Raw genomic sequence first — 20,472 nt, 5'->3', positions numbered from 1 at the left:
TTAGGAGGTCAGCCGTTTGTTTCACCACATTACCGTACTCAAAGAAGAAGCAACACAGGCACTAAACATCAGGCAGGACGGGATTTATGTGGACTGCACGTTGGGTGGGGCAGGACACAGTTCCGTCATTGCATCACAGCTTGGCCCTGAGGGAAGGCTTATTGCCTTTGATCAGGACGACTGGGCATTGAACAATGCGCGAGAGAAGCTGTCAGCCTATGAAGGAAAAATTTCATTAGTGAAATCTAACTTCCGCCACTTGCAGGACAAGCTGACTGAATTGGGATTGCCCGAAAAAGACGGCGTCCCGCAGGTCCAGGGTATTTTGTTCGATCTGGGTGTGTCCTCGCCCCAGTTCGATGAGGGGGAACGGGGATTTAGTTACAATCATGATGCGCCGCTTGATATGCGGATGGATCAGAGTAGCTCGCTTACGGCTTACGAAATTGTCAATGAATGGTCGGAAGCAGAGATTGCGCGTATTTTGTTTCATTACGGAGAAGAGAAGTTTTCACGACGGATCGCAAAGATCATGATTGAACGTCGATTGAACAAGCCTATTCACACAACAGGGGAACTTGTCGATATTATCAAAGAAGGAATTCCGGCTGCGGCACGCAGAACCGGGGGACATCCGGCTAAACGCAGTTTCCAGGCTTTGCGGATTGCTGTAAATGATGAGTTGGGTGCACTAGAAGATACTTTGCATCAGGCAATAAGATGTCTGGCTCCAGGAGGCAGAATTTCGGTCATTACATTCCATTCTCTGGAGGATCGGATATGCAAGCATATTTTCAAGGAGTATTTGGCGAAAAGCATCTATCCATCTGATTTGCCTATTTTGGAGGACAAAATGATAGGCGATCTGAAGCTGGTGAACCGTAAGCCGATTGTAGCGTCAGAGCAGGAATTGGAGCTTAATCCACGGTCCCGGTCAGCGAAGCTGAGAGTTGCCGAAAAATTGTAAATTTAATGGAGAAGGAGAGGCGACATGGCTTATACACGCGGTAATTTGGCTGTAAAAGAAAGAGCCCGTCAGGAACAGGTTCAGCAACAACGGTATCGTGAGACCACCAAAGTCGTTACACGCCGCAGAGAGCTGCCGATTCGAGAAAAGCTGCTGTATCTATTGACACTTGTAGCGTGCATTGTCATTGCTGGTATGTTGATTGGCAGGTACGCTCACATTTATCAAATCAATTATTCGATTAATACGGCAAGCAAGGACATTTCCAAATTACAGACCAATATCGCCCAACTGAAGATTCAAAAGGAGCGTCTGGAAAATCAGATCGTGCCGACTGCAAAGGAACAGGGATATATCGAACCAACAAGAGAGCCCATTCGTGTGGAAAAACAGGCTGCCAAATAGTTAAGGGCATAGCATCAAGCTATGCTCTGACGTACATTTTTTTGCAGAGAGGTTTGAGCTATGGTCAAAAGAATAAAGCTTCGTACACTGCTGATAGGGGGATGTATTACCCTCTTTTTTCTTGTTCTGCTACTTAAGGTATTTTGGATTCAAGTTGTGAGCGGGGAGTACTGGCATAACCTGGTAGTTACTCAAGTGGAAAAAGATCAGGTGATTCAGCCCAAGCGTGGAACCATTACGGACCGTAAAGGAAACGTATTGGCTACGGATGCACCGGCTTATACGGTAGTTGTCAATCCTACCATCATTCAGGAGTATGATTTGGAGAATGAGGTTGTAGCTAAGCTACACCAATTACTCAAAACACCTGAGGATGAGCTGAGAAGGCATCTTTCTGCAAAGGATAAAGCGGGGAACTACTTAAAAAACCGCGAGATCCGCAATGGAGGCTGGAAGGTAGATCCTGAGGTCAAGGCACAAGTGGATACGTTCAAAGAGTATTTGAAGGATAAGTATCAAGTAATTGGAGCTGTGGACACTGTTCAAGGATCCAAACGCTATTATCCAGAAAATAAGCTGGCTTCCCATGTTCTTGGCTATCAAAGAAAAGATGGCACAGCAGGTATGGGGTTGGAAGCTTATTATAATAAAGAGCTCTCGGGGACGGCTGGAAAGCTTCTGTATCAGCGGGATCGGAAGGGAGTTCCTCTTCAAGGATCGGGAAGTGTCTATGAGCCGGCACAAAATGGTAAAAATTTAAAGCTGACGATTGACGATACGATTCAGTATTATATAGAGGATGCCATGCAGGAAGCTATTGCAAAATACAATCCGAAAACGATGACTGTGGTAGCGGCTGATCCCAAAACGATGGATGTTCTCGGTATGGCGACCTACCCGAATTTTAATCCCAATACATATGGGAGTACACCTTTGGAATATTTCCGTAATAATGCTACTCAGTCCATCTACGAGCCGGGCTCCACGTTTAAGATTGTAACCTTGGCTGCCGCGGTTCAAGAAAAGGTATTCAATCCGAATGAATCCTACCAATCTGGTATGATTCGGGTCGGAGGCTGGGATATTCGTGACGTAAGCCGTAACTGGGGAACGTTAACTTATCTTCAGGGGGTCAAGCGTTCGAGTAACGTCGGCTTTGTCCATCTGGGGCTGGATAAGTTGGGTGGCGAAAGGCTGAAGAAATATATTAATAACTTTGGATTCGGAGTGAAAACGGGCATTGATCTTCCGAGTGAGTCTACCGGAGCTATCACATTCCATACCCAGTACAAATCTGAGGTCGCAACGGCGTCATATGGACACGGACGTGTCCAGGTGACGCCAATCCAGCAGGTAGCTGCCATCTCGGCAATTGCTAACGGGGGGAAGCTGATGCAGCCTCATCTGGTAAAGGAAATTATAAACCCAGATACAGGCGAAGTGCAGACGATTCAGCCAAAGGAAATCCGCCAAGTGATTACTCAGGAATCTGCAGCTCAGACAAGTAGCTATCTGGAGCAGGTTGTGTCTGACCAGGAAATTGGTACGGGACGTCTTGCTTATATCGACGGATATCGTGTAGCTGGTAAAACAGGTACAGCGACGAAGGTCGTTGGAAAAGTATATGACCATTCGAAGGATGTCGTGTCCTTTATAGGTTTTGCACCGGTAAATGATCCGAAAATGGCTGTTTTGGTTGTTATGGACGAACCTAACAAATCGGTAGGCGGCGGTACAGCAGCAGCGCCTGTATTTAAAAAAATCGTATCCCAATCGTTGCAATATATGGGTGTTCCAAAAACGGGAACTAAAACGAATAAATCAGGTGGCGCTGTTGTAAAAACAGTGAATTTGCCAACGGTACCACAATTAACGGGTCAGGTGAAGAAGGATGCGCAAAACGCATTGCTCAAACAGGGGATTGCCTATGAAACGGTAGGCAAAGGCTCCAAAATTGTTCGCCAGTATCCTGAAGCAGGCGTCAAAATGAAACCCGGACAACGCATTTACTTGCTGACTGAGGATAGTGCCAACATGACTATTCCTGATTTTACAGGTGTTTCGTTGCGTGACACACTTCAAGTTCTAACCCTTATGAGGGTTGGTGTGCAGGTAAGCGGCGAAGGTTATGTCGTCTCTCAAAAGGCGCAAATGGTAAATGGAAAGCGAATCGTCAGTGTGATGCTTCAGCCGGCCAAAGAAACGGTGACCGGAGTGAAACCGGAGGATACACAGGACTCGACCAATGGAGTTGCAGCTAACCAGATTGGGAGCGCAACAAAAACGGAGGCCGATAATAAAAACGAATCCGGTACTACTGCCGAAGCTGGAACAGATGCGGGAGCTCCTAAGAGAGGAATATCGGCTGTTGCAGATGAGAAAAGTGCTGCTGAGATTAAAGGCGAGGATAACTGATAGCTTGTTCTAATGTTCGTTCTTTTGAATATTCATGAGGTAAGACATGTCATGAGTATTTGAGGAACGGAGGGAGCGCGTTTGAAAAAATCTAACGTGACCATGCGGCGAAGGCTGGTATGGGGGCTAATGGGATTATTTGTACTGTTTGCGGCCTTGTCGATCCGGCTCGCCTATGTTCAATTGGGTAAAGGAGGCGAGCTCTCGGCCAAGGCTGAGGATTCGTGGCGCCGCAATATTCCATTTGCCGCCAAGCGTGGCGAAATTTTGGATCGGCAGGGTACGGCGCTGACCTACAATGTCAGTTCGCCCACAGTCATGGCGATACCAGTACAGATTAAGAAGCCGGAAGAAACGGCACGCAGGCTGGCGCCCTTGCTGGATATGAGTGAGGATAAAGTGCTCAAGCTGATTACCAAACGAACAGCAAGCCAAAAACTTCAGCCCGGCGGACGAAAAATTACGATGGAGAAAGCGCAGCAAATTCGTGATTTGAAGCTGCCGGGTATCGTTGTTGCTGAAGACAACAAACGTTATTATCCTTATGGTGATCTAGCCGCTCATATTCTTGGGTTTACAGGAATTGATAATCAAGGGCTGACAGGCGTAGAGAAGCAGCAAAACAGTAAGCTTCGGGGAATTGACGGAAGTATTGCATATTTATCAGATGCAGGTGGTCGTCTGATGCCAGGTTCTTCCGAAAAATACATTGAACCGAAGGATGGACTGAATTTACAATTAACCATTGATAAGTCTGTGCAGTCCATTATGGAGCGGGAGCTTGACCAAGCCATGGTCAAATTTCAGGCGAAGTCCGCGTTGTCTATAGCTATGAACCCCAAGACGGGTGAAATATTAGGCATGGCTGGACGACCAAGCTATGAGCCAGCGCTATACAAGCAATATGCGCCTGAAATCTACAATCGAAATCTGCCTATCTGGATGACATATGAACCTGGGTCTACTTTTAAAATTATTACATTGGCGGCTGCCTTGGAAGAAAAGAAGGTCAATCTCAAAAATGACCGTTTTTTTGATCCGGGATATATTGAAGTCGGTGGAGCACGCCTGCGTTGCTGGAAGAAAGGCGGACATGGGAGCCAAACTTTCCTTCAAGTGGTGGAGAATTCTTGCAACCCTGGTTTTGTAACATTGGGGCAGCGGTTAGGCAAAGAAACACTGTTCAAGTACATTCGCAATTTCGGCTTCGGCAGCAAAACGGGGATCGACATGATTGGTGAGGGCAATGGCATTTTGTTCAAGCTACCTCAGGTCGGTCCTGTAGAACTGGCGACGACCGCTTTTGGTCAAGGGGTGTCTGTCACCCCGATCCAGCAGGTTACGGCTGTATCAGCGGCAATCAATGGCGGTAATCTTTACAAGCCTCACATTACAAAAGGTTGGGTTCAGCCGGGAACCGGAAAAGTGCTGGAAAAAGTAGAACCAGAACTGGTACGTAGGGTCATTTCAGAGGACACCTCCCGACAGGTAAGGGAAGCGCTGGAAAGTGTCGTTGCTAAAGGTACAGGTCGTCCTGCTTTTATTGAAGGCTACCGGGTGGGAGGTAAAACGGGGACAGCACAAAAGGTGATTAACGGGCGTTATTCTTCCTCGGAGCATATTGTATCCTTTATTGGTTTTGCACCGGCAGATGATCCGCAAATCGTCGTCTATACCGCTGTCGATAACCCGAAGGGCATTCAATTCGGCGGGGTTGTTGCTGCGCCAATCGTGCAAAATATTTTAAAGGACGCGCTGATTGCCTTAAAAATACCACCTCGCACCAATCAAATTGCCAAAGAGTACAAGTATGGAGAAAATCCGATCGAAACGGTACCTGATCTGGTAGGTGCTACTGCAGCTGATTTGTACGAAGATATGAATATGAACTTTATGCTCGTAAAATCCGGGTCAGGCAAGACGGTCGTGAGTCAGGCGCCGAAGCCGGGCTCCAGATTGGAGCGGGGATCAACGATCCGTATTTACATGGGGGATTGATAGGTTCATTTTATACCATACTATGAATAACGAGAGAGCAATGGAGGAATGAAAGATGCAGCTTCAACAATTGGCTTCACTGCTGGCCGTCTCCCGTGTCGTGGGTGACGGTACAGTGGATTGCCGAGGAATCGGGGCGGATTCACGTCGAGTGCAACCGGGAGATTTATTTCTGTGTCTGCCAGGTTTTACAGTGGACGGACATGACTATGCTGAGCAGGCAATTGCGTCCGGAGCGGCAGCTTTGGTCGTTGAACGGGAACTGGATGTACCTGTTCCGCAGCTTGTAGTTAAGGATGCACGACATGCCATGGCGGTTTTGGCGGATTATATGTTTGATTCACCGAGCCGACGCATGCGCATGATCGGCATAACCGGAACCAACGGTAAAACAACGATAACTTATCTGATTGAAAAGATCATGAAGGACGCCGGGGTGAACACCGGACTGATTGGTACGATTCAAATGCGTTACGGTGGTCAGTCTTATCCAATGTCTGGCACTACGCCCGAAGCGGTGGAACTTCAACGTTATCTGGGAAATATGGCAGAGCAGGGGGTTCAATGCTGTGTCATGGAAGTATCCTCACATGCGTTGGAGCAGGGTCGCGTCAAGGGAACTGATTTTCGCACAGCTATATTTACAAACCTGACGCAGGACCACCTGGACTACCACAACACAATGGAGGAGTACCGTGCTGCAAAAGGACTTTTGTTCTCTAGGTTGGGAAATGCTTTCTCGCGTGATGCATCAGATAGCAAATATGCTGTTCTGAATGCAGACGATCCGGCTTCTTCCTATTTGCAGGCTCAAACTGCGGCCCAAGTGATTACATACGGCGTGGAAAAGGAATCTGATGTGCAGGCATCTCGTATCACTATTGGTGCCAAGGGAACCTTCTTCCATGTGTCCACTTTTAAAGGAGATACCGATATTGAGCTTCGAATGGTGGGCAAGTTCAATGTGTACAACGCACTGGCGGCTATTACCGCAGCTCTGCTGGAGGGAATTTCGCTGGCGGATATCAAGAGGAGTCTAGAGTCTATCGCAGGCGTAGATGGGCGGGTAGAGCCTGTAGATGCGGGTCAGCCCTTTGCTGTTATTGTAGACTATGCCCATACACCGGACGGATTGGAAAATGTCCTTCGCACCGTAAAGGAATTTGCGGTCGGTAAAGTATGGTGTGTATTTGGATGCGGCGGTGACCGGGATCGTACGAAACGTCCGTTGATGGGGAAAATTGCTGCGCGTTACAGTGATCATTCGTTTATTACTTCCGACAATCCGCGAACAGAGGACCCGAAAGTGATTTTGAAAGACATCGAACAAGGGCTGATTGATGAAGGTATACCCGCAGAACGATACGAATTGATCGTGGATCGCAGAACTGCAATTCATAAAGCTGTTGAAATGGCAAGCCCTGACGATGTAGTATTGATTGCGGGAAAAGGTCATGAGACTTACCAGTTGATCGGAAAAACGGTGCATGAATTCGATGACCGCATCGTAGCCAAAGAAGCGATAAGGGGTTTATCCAAGTGATGAAAAGAACAATCGGTCAGATTGCATCTATGTGTGAAGGAACACTTCACGGAGAAGCGGACGCCGAACAGATAGTCGAAGGCGTTTTTACAGATTCTCGCAGGCCGCAGAGCCAAGGGTTGTTTGTTCCACTCGTGGGCGAACGATTTGATGGGCATAATTATGTGCAGCAGATCGTAAGTGAGGCAGGTGCAGCTGCATTTTTATGGCAAAAGGATCATGGCGTACCTCCGGCTGAGAACGCTATTGAGGTAGAGGATACGTTAGAAGCCCTTCAGCATCTAGCAGCTGCATACTTACGCGAAACTGGCGTTTCTGTCGTTGGGATCACGGGAAGCAATGGCAAGACGACAACGAAAGACATCGTAAACGCTCTGCTGGGCACGACTTTTAAAGTACACAAAACCGAAGGAAATTATAACAATCATATCGGTTTGCCTTTAACGGTACTGTCCATGCCGCAGGATACAGATATTCTCATTCTGGAGATGGGCATGAGTGGACGTGGAGAGATTCGTCTGCTGGCTAATATTGCCCAACCAGATGTAGCTATCATAACGAACATAGGCGAATCGCACTTGCTGCAGCTTGGTTCTCGTGCGGAAATCGCTCGTGCAAAGTTGGAAATCACAAGTGGCCTTAAGCCCGGTGGTTTGCTGATCTACAACGGGGATGAACCACTGCTTTCACAAGTGTTGGCGGAGTCTGAAACGGTCAAGCCTGAAGGTTTAAAATTATTTACGTTCGGGCTAGCTGCAGGCAACGATGACTATCCAACTGAAATCACTTCGGATGGAGAAGGTAGCTTATTCATAACAGCCCAATCTGGCAAAGAGGCTTTCCGACTTCCCTTGCTTGGACAGCACAATGTTGTAAATGGTTTGGCAGCACTGGCGGTAGCGCGTCATTTCAATGTCGATGCAGACCATATACGTAAAGGGTTGTCGTCTTTAAAACTGACGGGCATGCGTATTGAGGTCGTGAACTGTCCTAATGGACTCACTGTGCTAAACGACGCTTATAATGCCAGTCCGGCTTCAATGAAGGCTGCAATTCAGACGTTGTCTGCGTATAAAACGGATGGACGTAAAGTCGCCGTACTTGGTGACATGCTGGAGCTGGGACCTGAGGAAAAGCAATTCCATGAGGAAATTGGAATTTTCGCGGCAAAGCACGACGTAGAGGTACTGTTTACCTACGGTGCGTTAGGCACTTCGATTGCACAGGGCGCGCAAGGGTTGATGCCAGCTGTTAACGTGCACGCTTATACAGATAAGCAAGAGTTGATCCAGCATTTGCGGGTTCATCTCCACGCCAATGATATTGTGCTGGTTAAGGCATCCAGAGGGATGCGACTAGAAGAAATTGTGGATGCGCTGAAAAACGGTCCGCTACAGAACTGATGTTGACGAGAGGGAGACTCCCATGGATATTCAATTATTACTGCTGACGATCGTCGTATCGTTTATACTGGCGGTCATTGCCGCTCCACTGCTCATTCCGCTGCTGCGGCGAATGAAATTTGGCCAGCAGGTCCGGGATGACGGGCCACAAAGCCATCTTAAAAAGATAGGTACGCCTACAATGGGCGGTATCGTGATTCTGGTGGCTTTTACGCTGACCTTTCTTAAGTTTTCAGCTATCAAAAATACGGACTTTTACGTTCTGCTGGTTGCTACACTCGGCTTTGGGCTGATCGGCTTTTTGGACGACTATATCAAAATTGTATTCAAACGCTCGTTAGGTCTGACGGCGCGTCAAAAGCTGTTTGGGCAATTATTGTTTGGCGCGATCATGTGCTGGCTTCTGCTTAGCAATGATCATAGTACTGCGATCGGCATCCCTGGAACGTCATGGTCATTTGATTGGGGCGGCTGGTTCTATTATCCGTTTATTATTATCATGATGCTGGCAATTAGCAACGCTGTCAATTTCACGGATGGGCTGGACGGGCTGCTGTCCGGTACAAGTGCCATTGCCTTTGCTGCTTATGCCATTGTCGCGATTCAGGCAACCTCGCTTCCGGCAGCAGTATGCTCAGCAGCTATGATTGGCGCTGTACTAGGATTTCTCGTATATAATGCTCATCCTGCCAAGGTGTTTATGGGTGACACAGGCTCGCTGGGAATCGGCGGCGCCATAGGTGCCATTGCCATCGTTACGAAAAGCGAAATTTTGTTTCTCATTATCGGCGGTGTATTCGTAATTGAAATGCTGTCCGTGGTCTTGCAGGTAGCTTCCTTTAAAACACGTGGCAAGCGTATTTTCAAAATGAGCCCGATTCATCATCATTTCGAGCTGTCCGGCTGGTCCGAATGGCGCGTAGTTATTACATTCTGGGCTGTAGGACTGCTGTTGGCAGGACTCGGACTTTATCTCAACAAGGGGTTGTAGACCAATGAACCATCCAGACGCATACAGAGATCAGGAAGTCGTCATTATCGGTCTGGCCAAAAGCGGTGTGCAAGTTGCCAAGGTGCTGCACCAGGCCGGAGCGAAGCTGACAGTCAATGATAAAAAAGATAGGGAACAATGTCCCGAAGCTTCTGAATTAGAGGCTTTGGGAATTTCCGTTTTATGCGGGGGTCACCCAGAGGGGTTGATTCATCCTGGAGTGAAGCTGGTTGTCAAAAATCCAGGCATTCCTTATACGGCCCTTCCCGTACAGAAAGCTGTCGAGCTCGGCATTGAGGTTGTGACCGAGGTTGAGGTCGCCTACCATCTATGTAAAGCTCCGATCATCGGAATTACTGGCTCCAACGGAAAGACGACCACGACCACTTGGGTAGGCAAGCTGTTGGAGGCATCCGGCATGAATCCAATCGTGGCTGGTAATATCGGTACGCCCTTATGTGAGGCGGCTGTGGACGCCAAGTCGGATGAGTGGATGGTTGTGGAGCTGAGCAGCTTTCAGTTAAAAGGAACAAAGGATTTCAAGCCCGCTGTGGCCTGCCTGCTCAATGTAGCAGAGACCCATTTGGACTACCACGGAGGCATGGAGGACTACGTTGCATCCAAGGCGCGTCTATTTGCCAATCAAACGGCGGCGGATACTGCGGTGGTGAACTGGGACGACCCCGTCTGCCGGGAGCTGGTACCCTATATAAAAGCGAAGCTGCTTCCGTTCTCTATGACAGAACGTTTGCAGGAAGGGTTGTTCGCTGATCCGCCATACATACCGGATGTGACGGACGATATTGAACGTAGCATCGTATACCGCGATGGAAATGGTGTGCTGCATCCCATTATAGGCATAGCTGAGATTGGACTTCCGGGTCGTTTTAACGTAGAAAATGCTCTTGCTGCCTGCGCAATCGCCATTGCTGCAGGCGCAGAACCAGCAAATTTGGCGGAACCATTAAGTACTTTTCGCGGCGTAGAACATCGGCTTGAATATGTTTTAGAACACGCTGGTGTAGCTTATTACAATAATTCCAAAGCAACCAATTCGAAAGCAACGATGATGGCCTTATCTTCCTTTAAGCAGCCTATTGTACTCATTGCCGGAGGATTGGATCGTGGCTCTGATTATACAGAGCTCGTACCTTCTTTACAGGAAGGTGTGAAAGCCGTTGTGCTCCTGGGTGAGACACGGCATAAGCTGGCTGAGCGGGCCAAGCAGGCCGGAATAGAGCATGTCAAGGTCGTCGATAATGGGGAGGATGCCGCCGCTACGCTCGTGGAGGCTGTGAATAAGGCTTCTGAATTTGCTGAGACGGGAGATGTGGTATTACTCTCACCCGCCTGTGCAAGCTGGGATATGTTCCGATCCTATGAAGAGCGTGGACGTATTTTTAAAGAGGCGGCGCATAAATTGTAAGTAGGGGGGTTGGATAAGCCCCTACTTTTATGCAAGGGGTGGCCTCCTGATGAAGCAGTCTCGTCCAGCGCCGGATGTATGGCTTTTCGTTTGTATTGTAAGCTTATTAGCCATCGGCATGGTTATGGTATATAGTGCGGGCGCCGTCCTCGCTTTTCACGAGTACGGGGACTCCTACTATTTTGTTAAGCGACAATTGCTGTTTGCGGGGCTCGGCCTAGTAGCGATGTACTTTACTGCCAGAACGGACTACCGGGTCTGGCAGAAATATGCCAAGGTCGTATTGTTGATCTGTCTAGCGCTGCTGGTTGCCGTATTAATTCCCGGCATTGGTGTAGTAAGAGGCGGGGCACGAAGCTGGCTCGGTATTAGCTCTTTCGGCATTCAGCCTTCCGAGTTTATGAAGCTGGGGATGATTCTTTTTCTCGCTCGTTGGCTCAGTCGTCCTGATTATGATATTAGCTCTTTTACGCGCGGCCTGTTGCCGCCGCTTGGACTCATGGGACTGGCTTTTGGGCTTATTATGCTCCAGCCCGATTTGGGCACAGGTACGGTAATGATGGGAGCGTCCATGCTCATCGTATTTACGGCAGGCGCGCGTATGAAGCATCTCGGTCTGCTAGCTCTGTCGGGAGCAGCGGGGTTTGCTGCACTGATTGCAGCTGCGCCTTATCGACTCCAGCGCATCACAGCTTTTCTGGACCCTTGGTCCGATCCGCTTGGCGCAGGCTATCAAATTATTCAATCGCTATATGCGATTGGTCCTGGCGGGCTGGCGGGCTTGGGACTCGGCATGAGTCGACAAAAATATAGCTACGTTCCTGAGCCGCAAACTGATTTTATTTTTTCCATTTTGGCGGAGGAGCTTGGCTTTATCGGTGGAATGACGGTGCTGGGGCTCTTTTTGGTTCTCGTGTGGAGAGGAATGCGTGTCGCTATAACCATTCCGGATACCTATGGTAGTTTGCTTGCGGTGGGTATTGTCGCAATGGTTGCCGTACAGGTCGTCATTAATATTGGTGTCGTTATCGGTTTAATGCCGGTGACAGGAATAACACTGCCCTTAATCAGCTATGGAGGTTCTTCTCTGACCTTAATGCTAACTGCTCTGGGCATTTTACTAAATTTATCACGTTATGCGAGGTGAACGTTTATGCGCGTCGTGTTGAGCGGCGGCGGCACCGGAGGGCATATTTATCCGGCGTTGGCCGTAGCCAGACAGTGCGAAGAAATTGATCCAGACGCTGAATTTTTATACATTGGCGGTCAACGAGGACTCGAAAGTAAGTTGGTTCCTCAGGAAAAAATTCCATTTGAGGCTATTGATATCACAGGATTTCGTCGCAGCTTGTCTGTGGAAAATATAAAAACGATCATGCGTTTTTTCAATGGGGTTCGCAGATCCAAAGCATTATTAAAGAAATTTAAGCCAGATGTCGTTATTGGAACTGGGGGATATGTATGTGGCCCCGTCGTTTATGCAGCTTCCAAGTTGGGAATTCCCAGCATTATTCATGAGCAAAATGCAATTCCAGGGCTGACTAATACATTTCTGAGTCGCTATGTGGATACAGTGGCTGTTAGCTTTGAAGGCTCAGAAGGAGCTTTTCCCAAAGCTAAAAATGTACTGTACACCGGAAACCCGCGTGCTACAACAGTTCGTTTGGCTAACCGGGATCGGGGATTTGCTACGATTGGGGTTCCGATGGACAGCTCAGTTGTCCTTGTGGTCGGTGGCAGCAGGGGAGCGAAGGCCATTAATGACGCCATGATTGCAATGGCTCCGCAACTTTCGCAACTGAAAGACGTCCATTTTGTATATGTAACCGGAGAATCTTATTACGAGCAAACGCTGGATAGCATACGGAATCAGATCGGCTCATTGCCCAATCATCTACATGTGCTTCCCTATATTCACAATATGCCAGAGGTGCTGGCCTGTACTTCTTTAATTGTTAATCGTGCAGGTGCGTCCTTCTTGGCAGAGATTACATCGCTCGGCATTCCGTCCATTCTGATCCCATCACCTAATGTGACGAATAACCATCAGGAGGCTAATGCTCGTACCCTTGAAAAGGCAGGCGCATCCGTCATGATTGTAGAAAAGGAACTGAGTGGCCCGGCCCTGTTTCAATCTATAGCGGGAATTATGAAGGATAAGGCATGGCGGAGTCGCATGGCGGAGTCGGCGTCTGCGCTTGGCAAGCCTGACTCAGCGGATATTTTAGTAAAAGAAATGGAGCGTCTTGCCCGTAAAAGGTAGTTTGCAGCGTAGAATTGGGCGGTTGTCACACACCGGATGGTATTTACATAGGATACCCTATAGATTGTGACCATCACTCAGGCTGCCGGTTGTCAGGTGAGAGCCTTATAACCATGCGGGGCAAGCAACAAGGAGGTTTCAGTACAATGCAGCAATGGATGCCATTATTAGCGGAGCATGATATCGGAAAAGTGCTGGAGCATGAGCCGCTGTCCAAATATACGACATGGAAGATTGGAGGCCCTGCGGATGCACTTGTCATCCCGGATACCAAAGAGCAGCTGGCAAGAGTTTTGAAGCTGGCTAGCGAGCACGGAATTCCCTGGATGCAGTTGGGGCGGGGCTCCAACATGCTCGTCTCTGACAAAGGGATACGGGGACTTGTGATCAAGCTGGGACCAGGATTTGATTATGTTCATTTTGAAGATGAACAGATCGTTGCTGGAGGAGGCGTTTCACTGGTCAAACTGTGCGTTATGGCCAGCAAACAGGGCCTATCCGGTCTTGAATTTGCTGGTGGTATCCCAGGATCGGTCGGTGGGGCTGTCTACATGAACGCCGGTGCCCATGGGTCTGATGTGTCACAAATATTCCAGTCCGCTGAGATTGTGCTGGATACAGGGGAATTGGCTGTGTATGATGCCGAGAATATGCATTTCAGCTATCGTCACTCCGTGTTGCATGAGCAACGTGGAATGGTGACAGAGGCAGTGTTTCGGATGAAGCGGGGCGACCGCGAGGAAATTTCAGCAGCGCTTGCGGCTTTTAAAGACCGCCGTCGGCTGACCCAGCCGCTACAGTTAGCTTGTGCAGGAAGCGTGTTCCGCAATCCTCCAGGAGACTATGCTGCCCGTCTTATTGAGAGCGCAGGTCTCAAGGGCTTGAAGGCGGGAGGCGCAGAGGTATCTGTACAGCATGCCAATTTCATTGTAAATACCGGTCAAGCGACAGCAGAGGACGTGCTTACCCTAATGAAGCATATTCAAAGTACAATATCATCTCAAACCGGCATCAAGCTAGTTCCGGAGGTTTTCGTAGTGGGTGAGCGGTAAACTCGGAGGTGATACATTGGACAAATTGGTGATTGAGGGAGGCCGTCCCCTGTCAGGCACCATACGTATCCATGGGGCAAAAAATGCGGCACTACCTATTCTTGCAGCGAGCTTACTTGCACAAGGTAAGGTAGAAATTCGGAATGTGCCCCATCTTTTAGACATTAAGGTCATGCTGCACATCCTTGAAAGACTCGGCTGTACATGCCGACATGAAGAGGAAACGGTATACGTGGATACGTCGTCCGTCCGAACGTTCCAAATTCCGGAAGATTTGATGAAGCAAATGCGCTCATCTATCTTTCTGATGGGACCGCTGCTCGCCAGATATGGAGAAGTTTCTATTTACCAGCCCGGAGGCTGTGCCATAGGCGAGCGCAAAATTGATCTTCACCTAGAGGGCTTAAAAGCTCTTGGCGCAGAGATAGAGGAAAAAGACGAGCAAATTACGTTTCGAGCCCACAAGCTGATCGGCTCGGACATCCACATGGATTTCCCGAGTGTAGGTGCAACGGAAAATATTATGATGGCCGCTGCGTTGGCTGAAGGACGAACAACGATCACCAATGCAGCGAGGGAACCGGAGATTCAGGATTTACAAAACTTCTTGAATGCCATGGGAGCCCGCATTATCGGTGCTGGAACCGACACGATTACAATTACGGGGGTCAGTTGCCTCAATCCGTGTACGTATGAGGTCATTCCTGACCGCATAGTTGCTGGAACGGTTATGATCGCAGCTGCAGCTACACGAGGAAGTGTGTCGTTGACACACTGCAATCCATCCCACTTGTCTGCTCTGATTCATGTCCTCAGGCGGGCTGGTGTTCAAGTCGGCATCTTGAATGATATAATGACCGTAAGTTGTATGAGTCGTCCCAAAGCAGTGGAGAGGATCGTTACCTCCCCTTACCCGTCTTTTCCGACGGATTTGCAATCTCAGGTCATGGTTCTGCTTTCTTTGGCGGACGGATTCAGTGTCATGAAAGAGACCGTCTTCGAAAGCCGATTCAAACATGTGGATGAACTAAATGTAATGGGTGCTGATATTACGGTTGATGCAAATGCTGCCTTTATAAGAGGAGTTTCACGTCTGTACGGGGCTACGGTAGAGGCTACCGATCTGCGGGCAGGGGCTGCGCTGGTCATAGCGGGTCTAGCGGCTCAAGGACGTACCGTTGTCGAGCAGGTTCATCATATTGACAGAGGGTATGACCGGATCGAGCGTCTTTTTCAGGGACTGGGTGCCCGAATGAGCCGTCAGTCTCCGGTGCCGGAGCAACTGGATTTCGTAAATTAATGCCTGTAATGTCCCTCCATTAACGGGGGGACAAAAGGCTTTTGTGGAGAGAAGCTATGCCAAATGCTCAAATACCTGTTCTTAAAAAGAACAGAACGAAAAAAAGAACAAGCCGGAAGATTACTATTCTTCTCATTTTGTTGTTTATCGTATTGCTCGCTGTTCTCTTTTTCCGTTCTTCGTTGAGTCGGGTTTCTGAAATTCGTTTTGATGGTAATGTATTTTCGACCCGAGACCAGCTTCTTAACCGAAGCGGTCTGGCTGTTGGAGATCAGTATTTCGGAGTCAGTTCATCTGACATCTCTGAGAAGTTGCGAGAAATTCAATCGATACAGCAAGTCACAGTGGACAAGCAGTTTCCGGGTATTATTGCTATTCACATTAAAGAGTTTGCTACGGTCGCTTACGAGTTGCAGAGTGACGGGAGCCTTCGTGCTATTCTAGCGAATGGGACAAGCGTGGGCGTGGGGAGTAGCGGAATAGCCGTTGAGAAGCCTATTTTGACCAAATGGAAATCTGATGATCCGTACAAAGCGAAGCTGTGTGATGCTTTATCACGCATTCCGGGAGAATGGACTGCCGATATTTCGGAAATCATTCCTGCGCCGATTCCTTCTTTTCCGGACCGCATCAAAATGTACACACGTTCCCAGTTTGAGGTTATAACAACCGTTTCTCTACTGAATTCTAAAATCAGCTATTTGAATCAGGTGCTAGAAACAGAAGATCCAGGTTTGATCACCATGTTGGAGGCGGATTCCTACGTTCCGTTCAAACCAGATACGAGTGAAGAGAGCCAAGAAAAAGATACTACTCAGTGATGTGAAAAAATGCTAGAATTGATTTTATGGGTAATAGACTTGCCTCCTTCTTTTTTCTTCAAATTTTTATGTGACTGCAACCATAAATTGGCTTCTAAAAAATTTGTAGAAAAAAGAGGGAAAGCATGGAGTTTGTTGAATATGTACAGAGTGTGTTTAAAGAACGAAATTCATTTTGGAGTCAGGAGGTGCCACAGACTTGAGCAACAATGACATCATTGTTAGTTTGGACATCGGTACATCCAAAGTTCGGGCTATTATTGGGGAAATGAATAATGGAACCTTTAATATTATTGGAGTTGGATCTGCCGACTCGGAAGGGATTCGCAAAGGTGCAATTGTAGACATTGATCAAACCGTGCAATCAATCCGTAACGCCGTGGATCACGCAGAACGCATGGTTGGTATTCAAATAACAGAAGTGTATGTGGGGATTTCAGGCAATCATATTGGCCTGCAAAATAGTCATGGCGTAGTAGCCGTGTCCAACGAGGACCGTGAAATCGGTGAGGAGGACATTGAGCGTGTACTGAAGGCAGCTGAAGTTATTGCCGTACCACCGGAGAGAGAAATTATTGACGTGGTAGCCAAGCAGTACGTCGTTGATGGCCTTGAAGGCATTCAGGACCCTCGCGGTATGATTGGAGTTCGTCTCGAAGTAGAGGCTACGATTGTTACTGGAGGCAAGACCCCGATACATAATCTGTTGCGCTGCGTTGAGAAAGCTGGCTTGAGGATTAAAGATCTGGTCTTGCTGCCTCTTGGAGCCGGACAATTGTCTCTTTCGAAGGATGAAAAGGTGATGGGTTCAGTTCTGGTGGATATTGGTGCAGGTTCTACGAATGTTGCCATTTTCCAGGAAGGAACGATTGTTGCCACATCAACACTTCCGATTGGTGGAGAGTTTGTAACCAATGATATTGCCTACGGACTGAGAACCCTTACCGATCAAGCCGAAAAAGTAAAGCTTAAATACGGCTGCGCATGGTATGATGATGCGGCAGTCGATGTCGTCTTTAAAGTGACACGTATCGGCAGTAATGTGGATAAGGAGTTTAACCAGCAGGATTTGGCTGCTATTATTGAGCCGAGAGTGCAGGAAATTTTTCAACTCATTCAGGCGGAAGTTAAGCGCTTGGGTTACACAGAGCTTCCGGGAGGTTATATACTTACCGGAGGCACCGTCTCCATGCCTGGTGTACTTCAGGTGGCACAAAGCGAACTGGCCGCTTCCGTAAGGATCGCCGTACCTGATTTTATCGGTGTAAGGGATCCGGGCTACACGAGCGGAGTTGGAATCTTGCATAATGCTATTCGTTACTATCGCGGAAGATCGACTAGCGTTAGCAACAGTGGCGGAAGTGTCAAGAAGCCGACTAACCGAGCCAAAAGCAGTAGTCCCGTTGCGGAAGGCGAGCAAAAGCAGGGGTTGATTGAACGCTTAAAAAATATGTTCAGTGAATTTATATAACGTTCATTGCTAATTATGCCAATCATGGACGGGCCATCCATGCACATTGAGGGGGAGATGGAATAGTATGTTGGAATTTGATTTTGAAATGGAGAGCTTGGCTCAAATTAAAGTGATCGGCGTCGGAGGCGGCGGCAGCAATGCGGTTAACCGAATGATCGAAAATGGTGTTCAGGGTGTGGAGTTCATTACAGTCAATACAGATGCCCAGGCACTTCATTTAGCGAAGTCTGAGCATAAGCTTCAAATTGGCGATAAGCTGACCCGCGGTCTGGGTGCTGGCGCTAACCCGGATGTGGGTAAAAAAGCGGCTGAAGAGTCGCGTGAGCTCATTATGAATACGCTCAAAGGTGCGGATATGGTATTCGTAACGGCGGGAATGGGTGGCGGTACAGGAACCGGAGCGGCTCCTGTCATTGCTGAAATTGCCAAGGAATGCGGCGCGCTGACTGTAGGCGTGGTAACCCGACCGTTCACGTTTGAAGGGCGTAAGCGCTCCAATCAAGCTGAACTTGGTATTGAGGGATTAAAAGAAAAAGTAGACACTTTGATTGTAATCCCGAATGACCGCTTGCTTGAAATTGTGGACAAGAAAACCCCGATGTTGGAAGCATTCCGTGAAGCGGACAATGTTCTGCGTCAGGCGGTACAAGGTATTTCAGATTTGATCGCTGTACCGGGTCTAATCAATCTTGACTTTGCTGACGTTAAGACGATCATGACGGAGCGTGGCTCCGCTTTGATGGGGATTGGCGAAGCAACTGGTGAAAATCGTGCGGCTGAAGCAGCACGCAAGGCGATCATGAGCCCGTTGTTGGAGACATCCATTGAAGGTGCTCGCGGTGTGATTATGAACATCACTGGCGGCAACAACCTGTCTCTGTATGAGGTTAATGAGGCAGCTGAAATTGTAACATCGGCTTCCGATCCGGAAGTAAACATGATTTTTGGTGCTATCATTGACGAAGAGTTGAAAGAAGAGATCAAGGTTACCGTCATTGCCACTGGCTTTGAAGGCAAGCCAAGTCAACCGGCACCGGGACGTAAACCGGTAGCTAACCCGGCTACTTCCGAATCGGCGGAAAAAGGCTCTCCTAACTTGCGTCCATTTGGTAACACTCAAAGCAGTGATCAATTAGACATTCCTACATTTTTACGTAACCGTTCGCGCAATAATAATAACGATAACTAGTTTCAATTCAGACTGCCCGCATTCTCCCTGGAGATGCGGGCTTCTTTCTGTTTTACGTATCCTGCAGTTCAGGTGCTTCTCCTCTTTCCGACAAAATTAGTCGGTCACCGTCCCCACCGTTAGACAGACTTTGAACAGCATGACTACTATACTTAAGCCTATCCTGCAAACGCTGGGCGGGTGAAGCCTTGGTTGTTTATATCGACTTGATTTTTTTGGCCAATTTGTTCATTGATGCTGTGCTGCTGATGGTCACCGCTTGGATGAGAAAAATCCGTCCGGTGTGGTGGAGGTTGATGGCTTCAGCTGGAATCGGCGCAATGTACGTGGTCATGATGTTTGTGCCGGAACTGTCCTTTTTATTTACGTTCCTGATCAAACTGGCATTATCGGTCATAATGCTGCTGGTGGCTTTTGGATTTGGCAGCATGCAAAAGTATCTTCGTACAATGGGTGCCTTTTACATGATCAATTTTGTAGCTGCAGGTGGCATTTTGGGGATGCATTATTTTCTCCAAAATACGGGGGAATTGTTTAATGGCATCTGGTACACCGCTTCAGGAGGAATGTCTTTTGAACTGAAAATTGCATTCTGGTTTATTTTATGCGCATTTGGCGGAGTGATGCTTTTCTTTCGAATTGTGCAGTCCTCAAAGCAGCGCACAGAAAGGATGAGTGGGTTTCTGGGACAAGTGCAGGTGTGGATTGGGCAGGACCATATTGAGTGTACAGGCTTGTTGGATACAGGTAACCAGCTCCATGATCCTTTGACCCGAACCCCGGTGATGGTCATGGAGGCAGCATTGTGGGAGTCGTATTTGCCCGCTTCCTGGCTCCAAAAATGTTCTGAGGGTAATGCTGACCAACTGGTGATGGAACTGGGAGACGAATCGTTTAGCTGGCAGGATCGTGTTCGTCTCGTCCCCTATCGTGGAATTAACCGCAGTCATTCCTTTATGCTTGCCCTTAAACCAGACCGGGTAGAGGTGGTGATGAATGGGGTTCATTTTGTACATCATCGAGTGTTGATTGGCTTGGACGGGGGAACATTGTCGGCAGAGGGGAAGTATCGCGCCATCATCCACCCGGATGTGACGGCACAAGAAGGGGGCAGTGCTGATACCAACCAGAAACGAGATGCACATTTGAGTGAACATTTTACAGAATCAGGATGATGGAGCATAACACAAAATGATGTTTGAAGGCGACAAGAAATATCCAATGG

The 20,472-nt window shown here is 48.3% G+C and carries 16 protein-coding genes; all 16 read left to right on the top strand.

All coding sequences use genetic code 11. The features are described 5' to 3' along the window. Positions 1 to 16: 16 nt before the first annotated feature. The 16 genes from rsmH (at position 17) to spoIIGA (ending at position 20,422) form a co-directional block, all read left to right on the top strand. Complete coding sequence (rsmH, locus tag MKY16_RS15940; protein ID WP_023989455.1) at positions 17 to 967, top strand: 16S rRNA (cytosine(1402)-N(4))-methyltransferase RsmH; 951 nt, start codon at positions 17 to 19, stop codon at positions 965 to 967. A 24-nt stretch (positions 968 to 991) separates the two neighbouring features. Then, complete coding sequence (locus tag MKY16_RS15935; RefSeq protein ID WP_029517759.1) at positions 992 to 1,372, top strand: hypothetical protein; 381 nt, start codon at positions 992 to 994, stop codon at positions 1,370 to 1,372. A 60-nt stretch (positions 1,373 to 1,432) separates the two neighbouring features. Next, positions 1,433 to 3,787: a penicillin-binding transpeptidase domain-containing protein gene (locus MKY16_RS15930; RefSeq protein WP_340956089.1), complete on the top strand. Its 2,355-nt coding sequence runs from the start codon at positions 1,433 to 1,435 to the stop codon at positions 3,785 to 3,787. Between the two features lie 81 nt (positions 3,788 to 3,868). Continuing rightward, positions 3,869 to 5,785, top strand: coding sequence for a stage V sporulation protein D (locus MKY16_RS15925; RefSeq protein ID WP_025721601.1), 1,917 nt, complete (start codon positions 3,869 to 3,871; stop codon positions 5,783 to 5,785). A 55-nt stretch (positions 5,786 to 5,840) separates the two neighbouring features. Then, positions 5,841 to 7,328 carry a UDP-N-acetylmuramoyl-L-alanyl-D-glutamate--2,6-diaminopimelate ligase gene (locus MKY16_RS15920; protein ID WP_029517757.1) on the top strand — a complete coding sequence of 496 codons (1,488 nt, stop codon included), beginning with the start codon at positions 5,841 to 5,843 and terminating at the stop codon, positions 7,326 to 7,328. Next, positions 7,328 to 8,731: a UDP-N-acetylmuramoyl-tripeptide--D-alanyl-D-alanine ligase gene (locus tag MKY16_RS15915; protein ID WP_069010280.1), complete on the top strand. Its 1,404-nt coding sequence runs from the start codon at positions 7,328 to 7,330 to the stop codon at positions 8,729 to 8,731. Before MKY16_RS15920 ends, MKY16_RS15915 begins: the two co-directional genes overlap by 1 nt. A 22-nt stretch (positions 8,732 to 8,753) precedes the next feature. After that, positions 8,754 to 9,722, top strand: coding sequence for a phospho-N-acetylmuramoyl-pentapeptide-transferase (gene mraY, locus MKY16_RS15910; protein ID WP_013311092.1), 969 nt, complete (start codon positions 8,754 to 8,756; stop codon positions 9,720 to 9,722). Between the two features lie 4 nt (positions 9,723 to 9,726). After that, on the top strand, positions 9,727 to 11,148 hold the full coding sequence (murD, locus tag MKY16_RS15905) for a UDP-N-acetylmuramoyl-L-alanine--D-glutamate ligase (RefSeq protein WP_340956087.1): 1,422 nt from the start codon (positions 9,727 to 9,729) through the stop codon (positions 11,146 to 11,148). Positions 11,149 to 11,197: 49 nt separating this feature from the next. Beyond that, a complete protein-coding gene (gene spoVE / locus MKY16_RS15900; RefSeq protein ID WP_340956085.1) occupies positions 11,198 to 12,295 on the top strand; it encodes a stage V sporulation protein E in 1,098 nt (365 codons plus the stop codon). A gap of 6 nt (positions 12,296 to 12,301) precedes the next feature. Continuing rightward, positions 12,302 to 13,411, top strand: coding sequence for an undecaprenyldiphospho-muramoylpentapeptide beta-N-acetylglucosaminyltransferase (gene murG, locus MKY16_RS15895; protein ID WP_340885915.1), 1,110 nt, complete (start codon positions 12,302 to 12,304; stop codon positions 13,409 to 13,411). A 146-nt stretch (positions 13,412 to 13,557) separates the two neighbouring features. Next, positions 13,558 to 14,463, top strand: a complete 906-nt coding sequence (murB, locus tag MKY16_RS15890) for a UDP-N-acetylmuramate dehydrogenase (RefSeq protein WP_029517752.1) — start codon at positions 13,558 to 13,560, stop codon at positions 14,461 to 14,463. After that, positions 14,453 to 15,763 (top strand): UDP-N-acetylglucosamine 1-carboxyvinyltransferase, encoded by a 1,311-nt coding sequence (gene murA, locus MKY16_RS15885; RefSeq protein ID WP_176715673.1) that lies wholly within the window; start codon positions 14,453 to 14,455, stop codon positions 15,761 to 15,763. Before murB ends, murA begins: the two co-directional genes overlap by 11 nt. Positions 15,764 to 15,819: 56 nt before the next feature. Then, positions 15,820 to 16,584 carry a cell division protein FtsQ/DivIB gene (locus MKY16_RS15880; RefSeq protein WP_340885914.1) on the top strand — a complete coding sequence of 255 codons (765 nt, stop codon included), beginning with the start codon at positions 15,820 to 15,822 and terminating at the stop codon, positions 16,582 to 16,584. A 199-nt stretch (positions 16,585 to 16,783) separates the two neighbouring features. Then, positions 16,784 to 18,055: a cell division protein FtsA gene (ftsA, locus tag MKY16_RS15875; RefSeq protein WP_340956083.1), complete on the top strand. Its 1,272-nt coding sequence runs from the start codon at positions 16,784 to 16,786 to the stop codon at positions 18,053 to 18,055. Positions 18,056 to 18,122: 67 nt separating this feature from the next. Then, complete coding sequence (ftsZ, locus tag MKY16_RS15870; RefSeq protein ID WP_069010283.1) at positions 18,123 to 19,247, top strand: cell division protein FtsZ; 1,125 nt, start codon at positions 18,123 to 18,125, stop codon at positions 19,245 to 19,247. 188 nt (positions 19,248 to 19,435) lie between these two features. Beyond that, positions 19,436 to 20,422: a sigma-E processing peptidase SpoIIGA gene (gene spoIIGA, locus MKY16_RS15865; RefSeq protein WP_029517748.1), complete on the top strand. Its 987-nt coding sequence runs from the start codon at positions 19,436 to 19,438 to the stop codon at positions 20,420 to 20,422. Positions 20,423 to 20,472: the final 50 nt, after the last annotated feature.

The sequence above is a fragment of the Paenibacillus sp. FSL L8-0641 genome (assembly GCF_038006265.1).
GTDB classification, from domain to species: domain Bacteria; phylum Bacillota; class Bacilli; order Paenibacillales; family Paenibacillaceae; genus Paenibacillus; species Paenibacillus polymyxa_D.
Note: the sequence above shows the minus strand (reverse complement) of the source record. Positions and strands in the feature narration are given on the sequence as shown.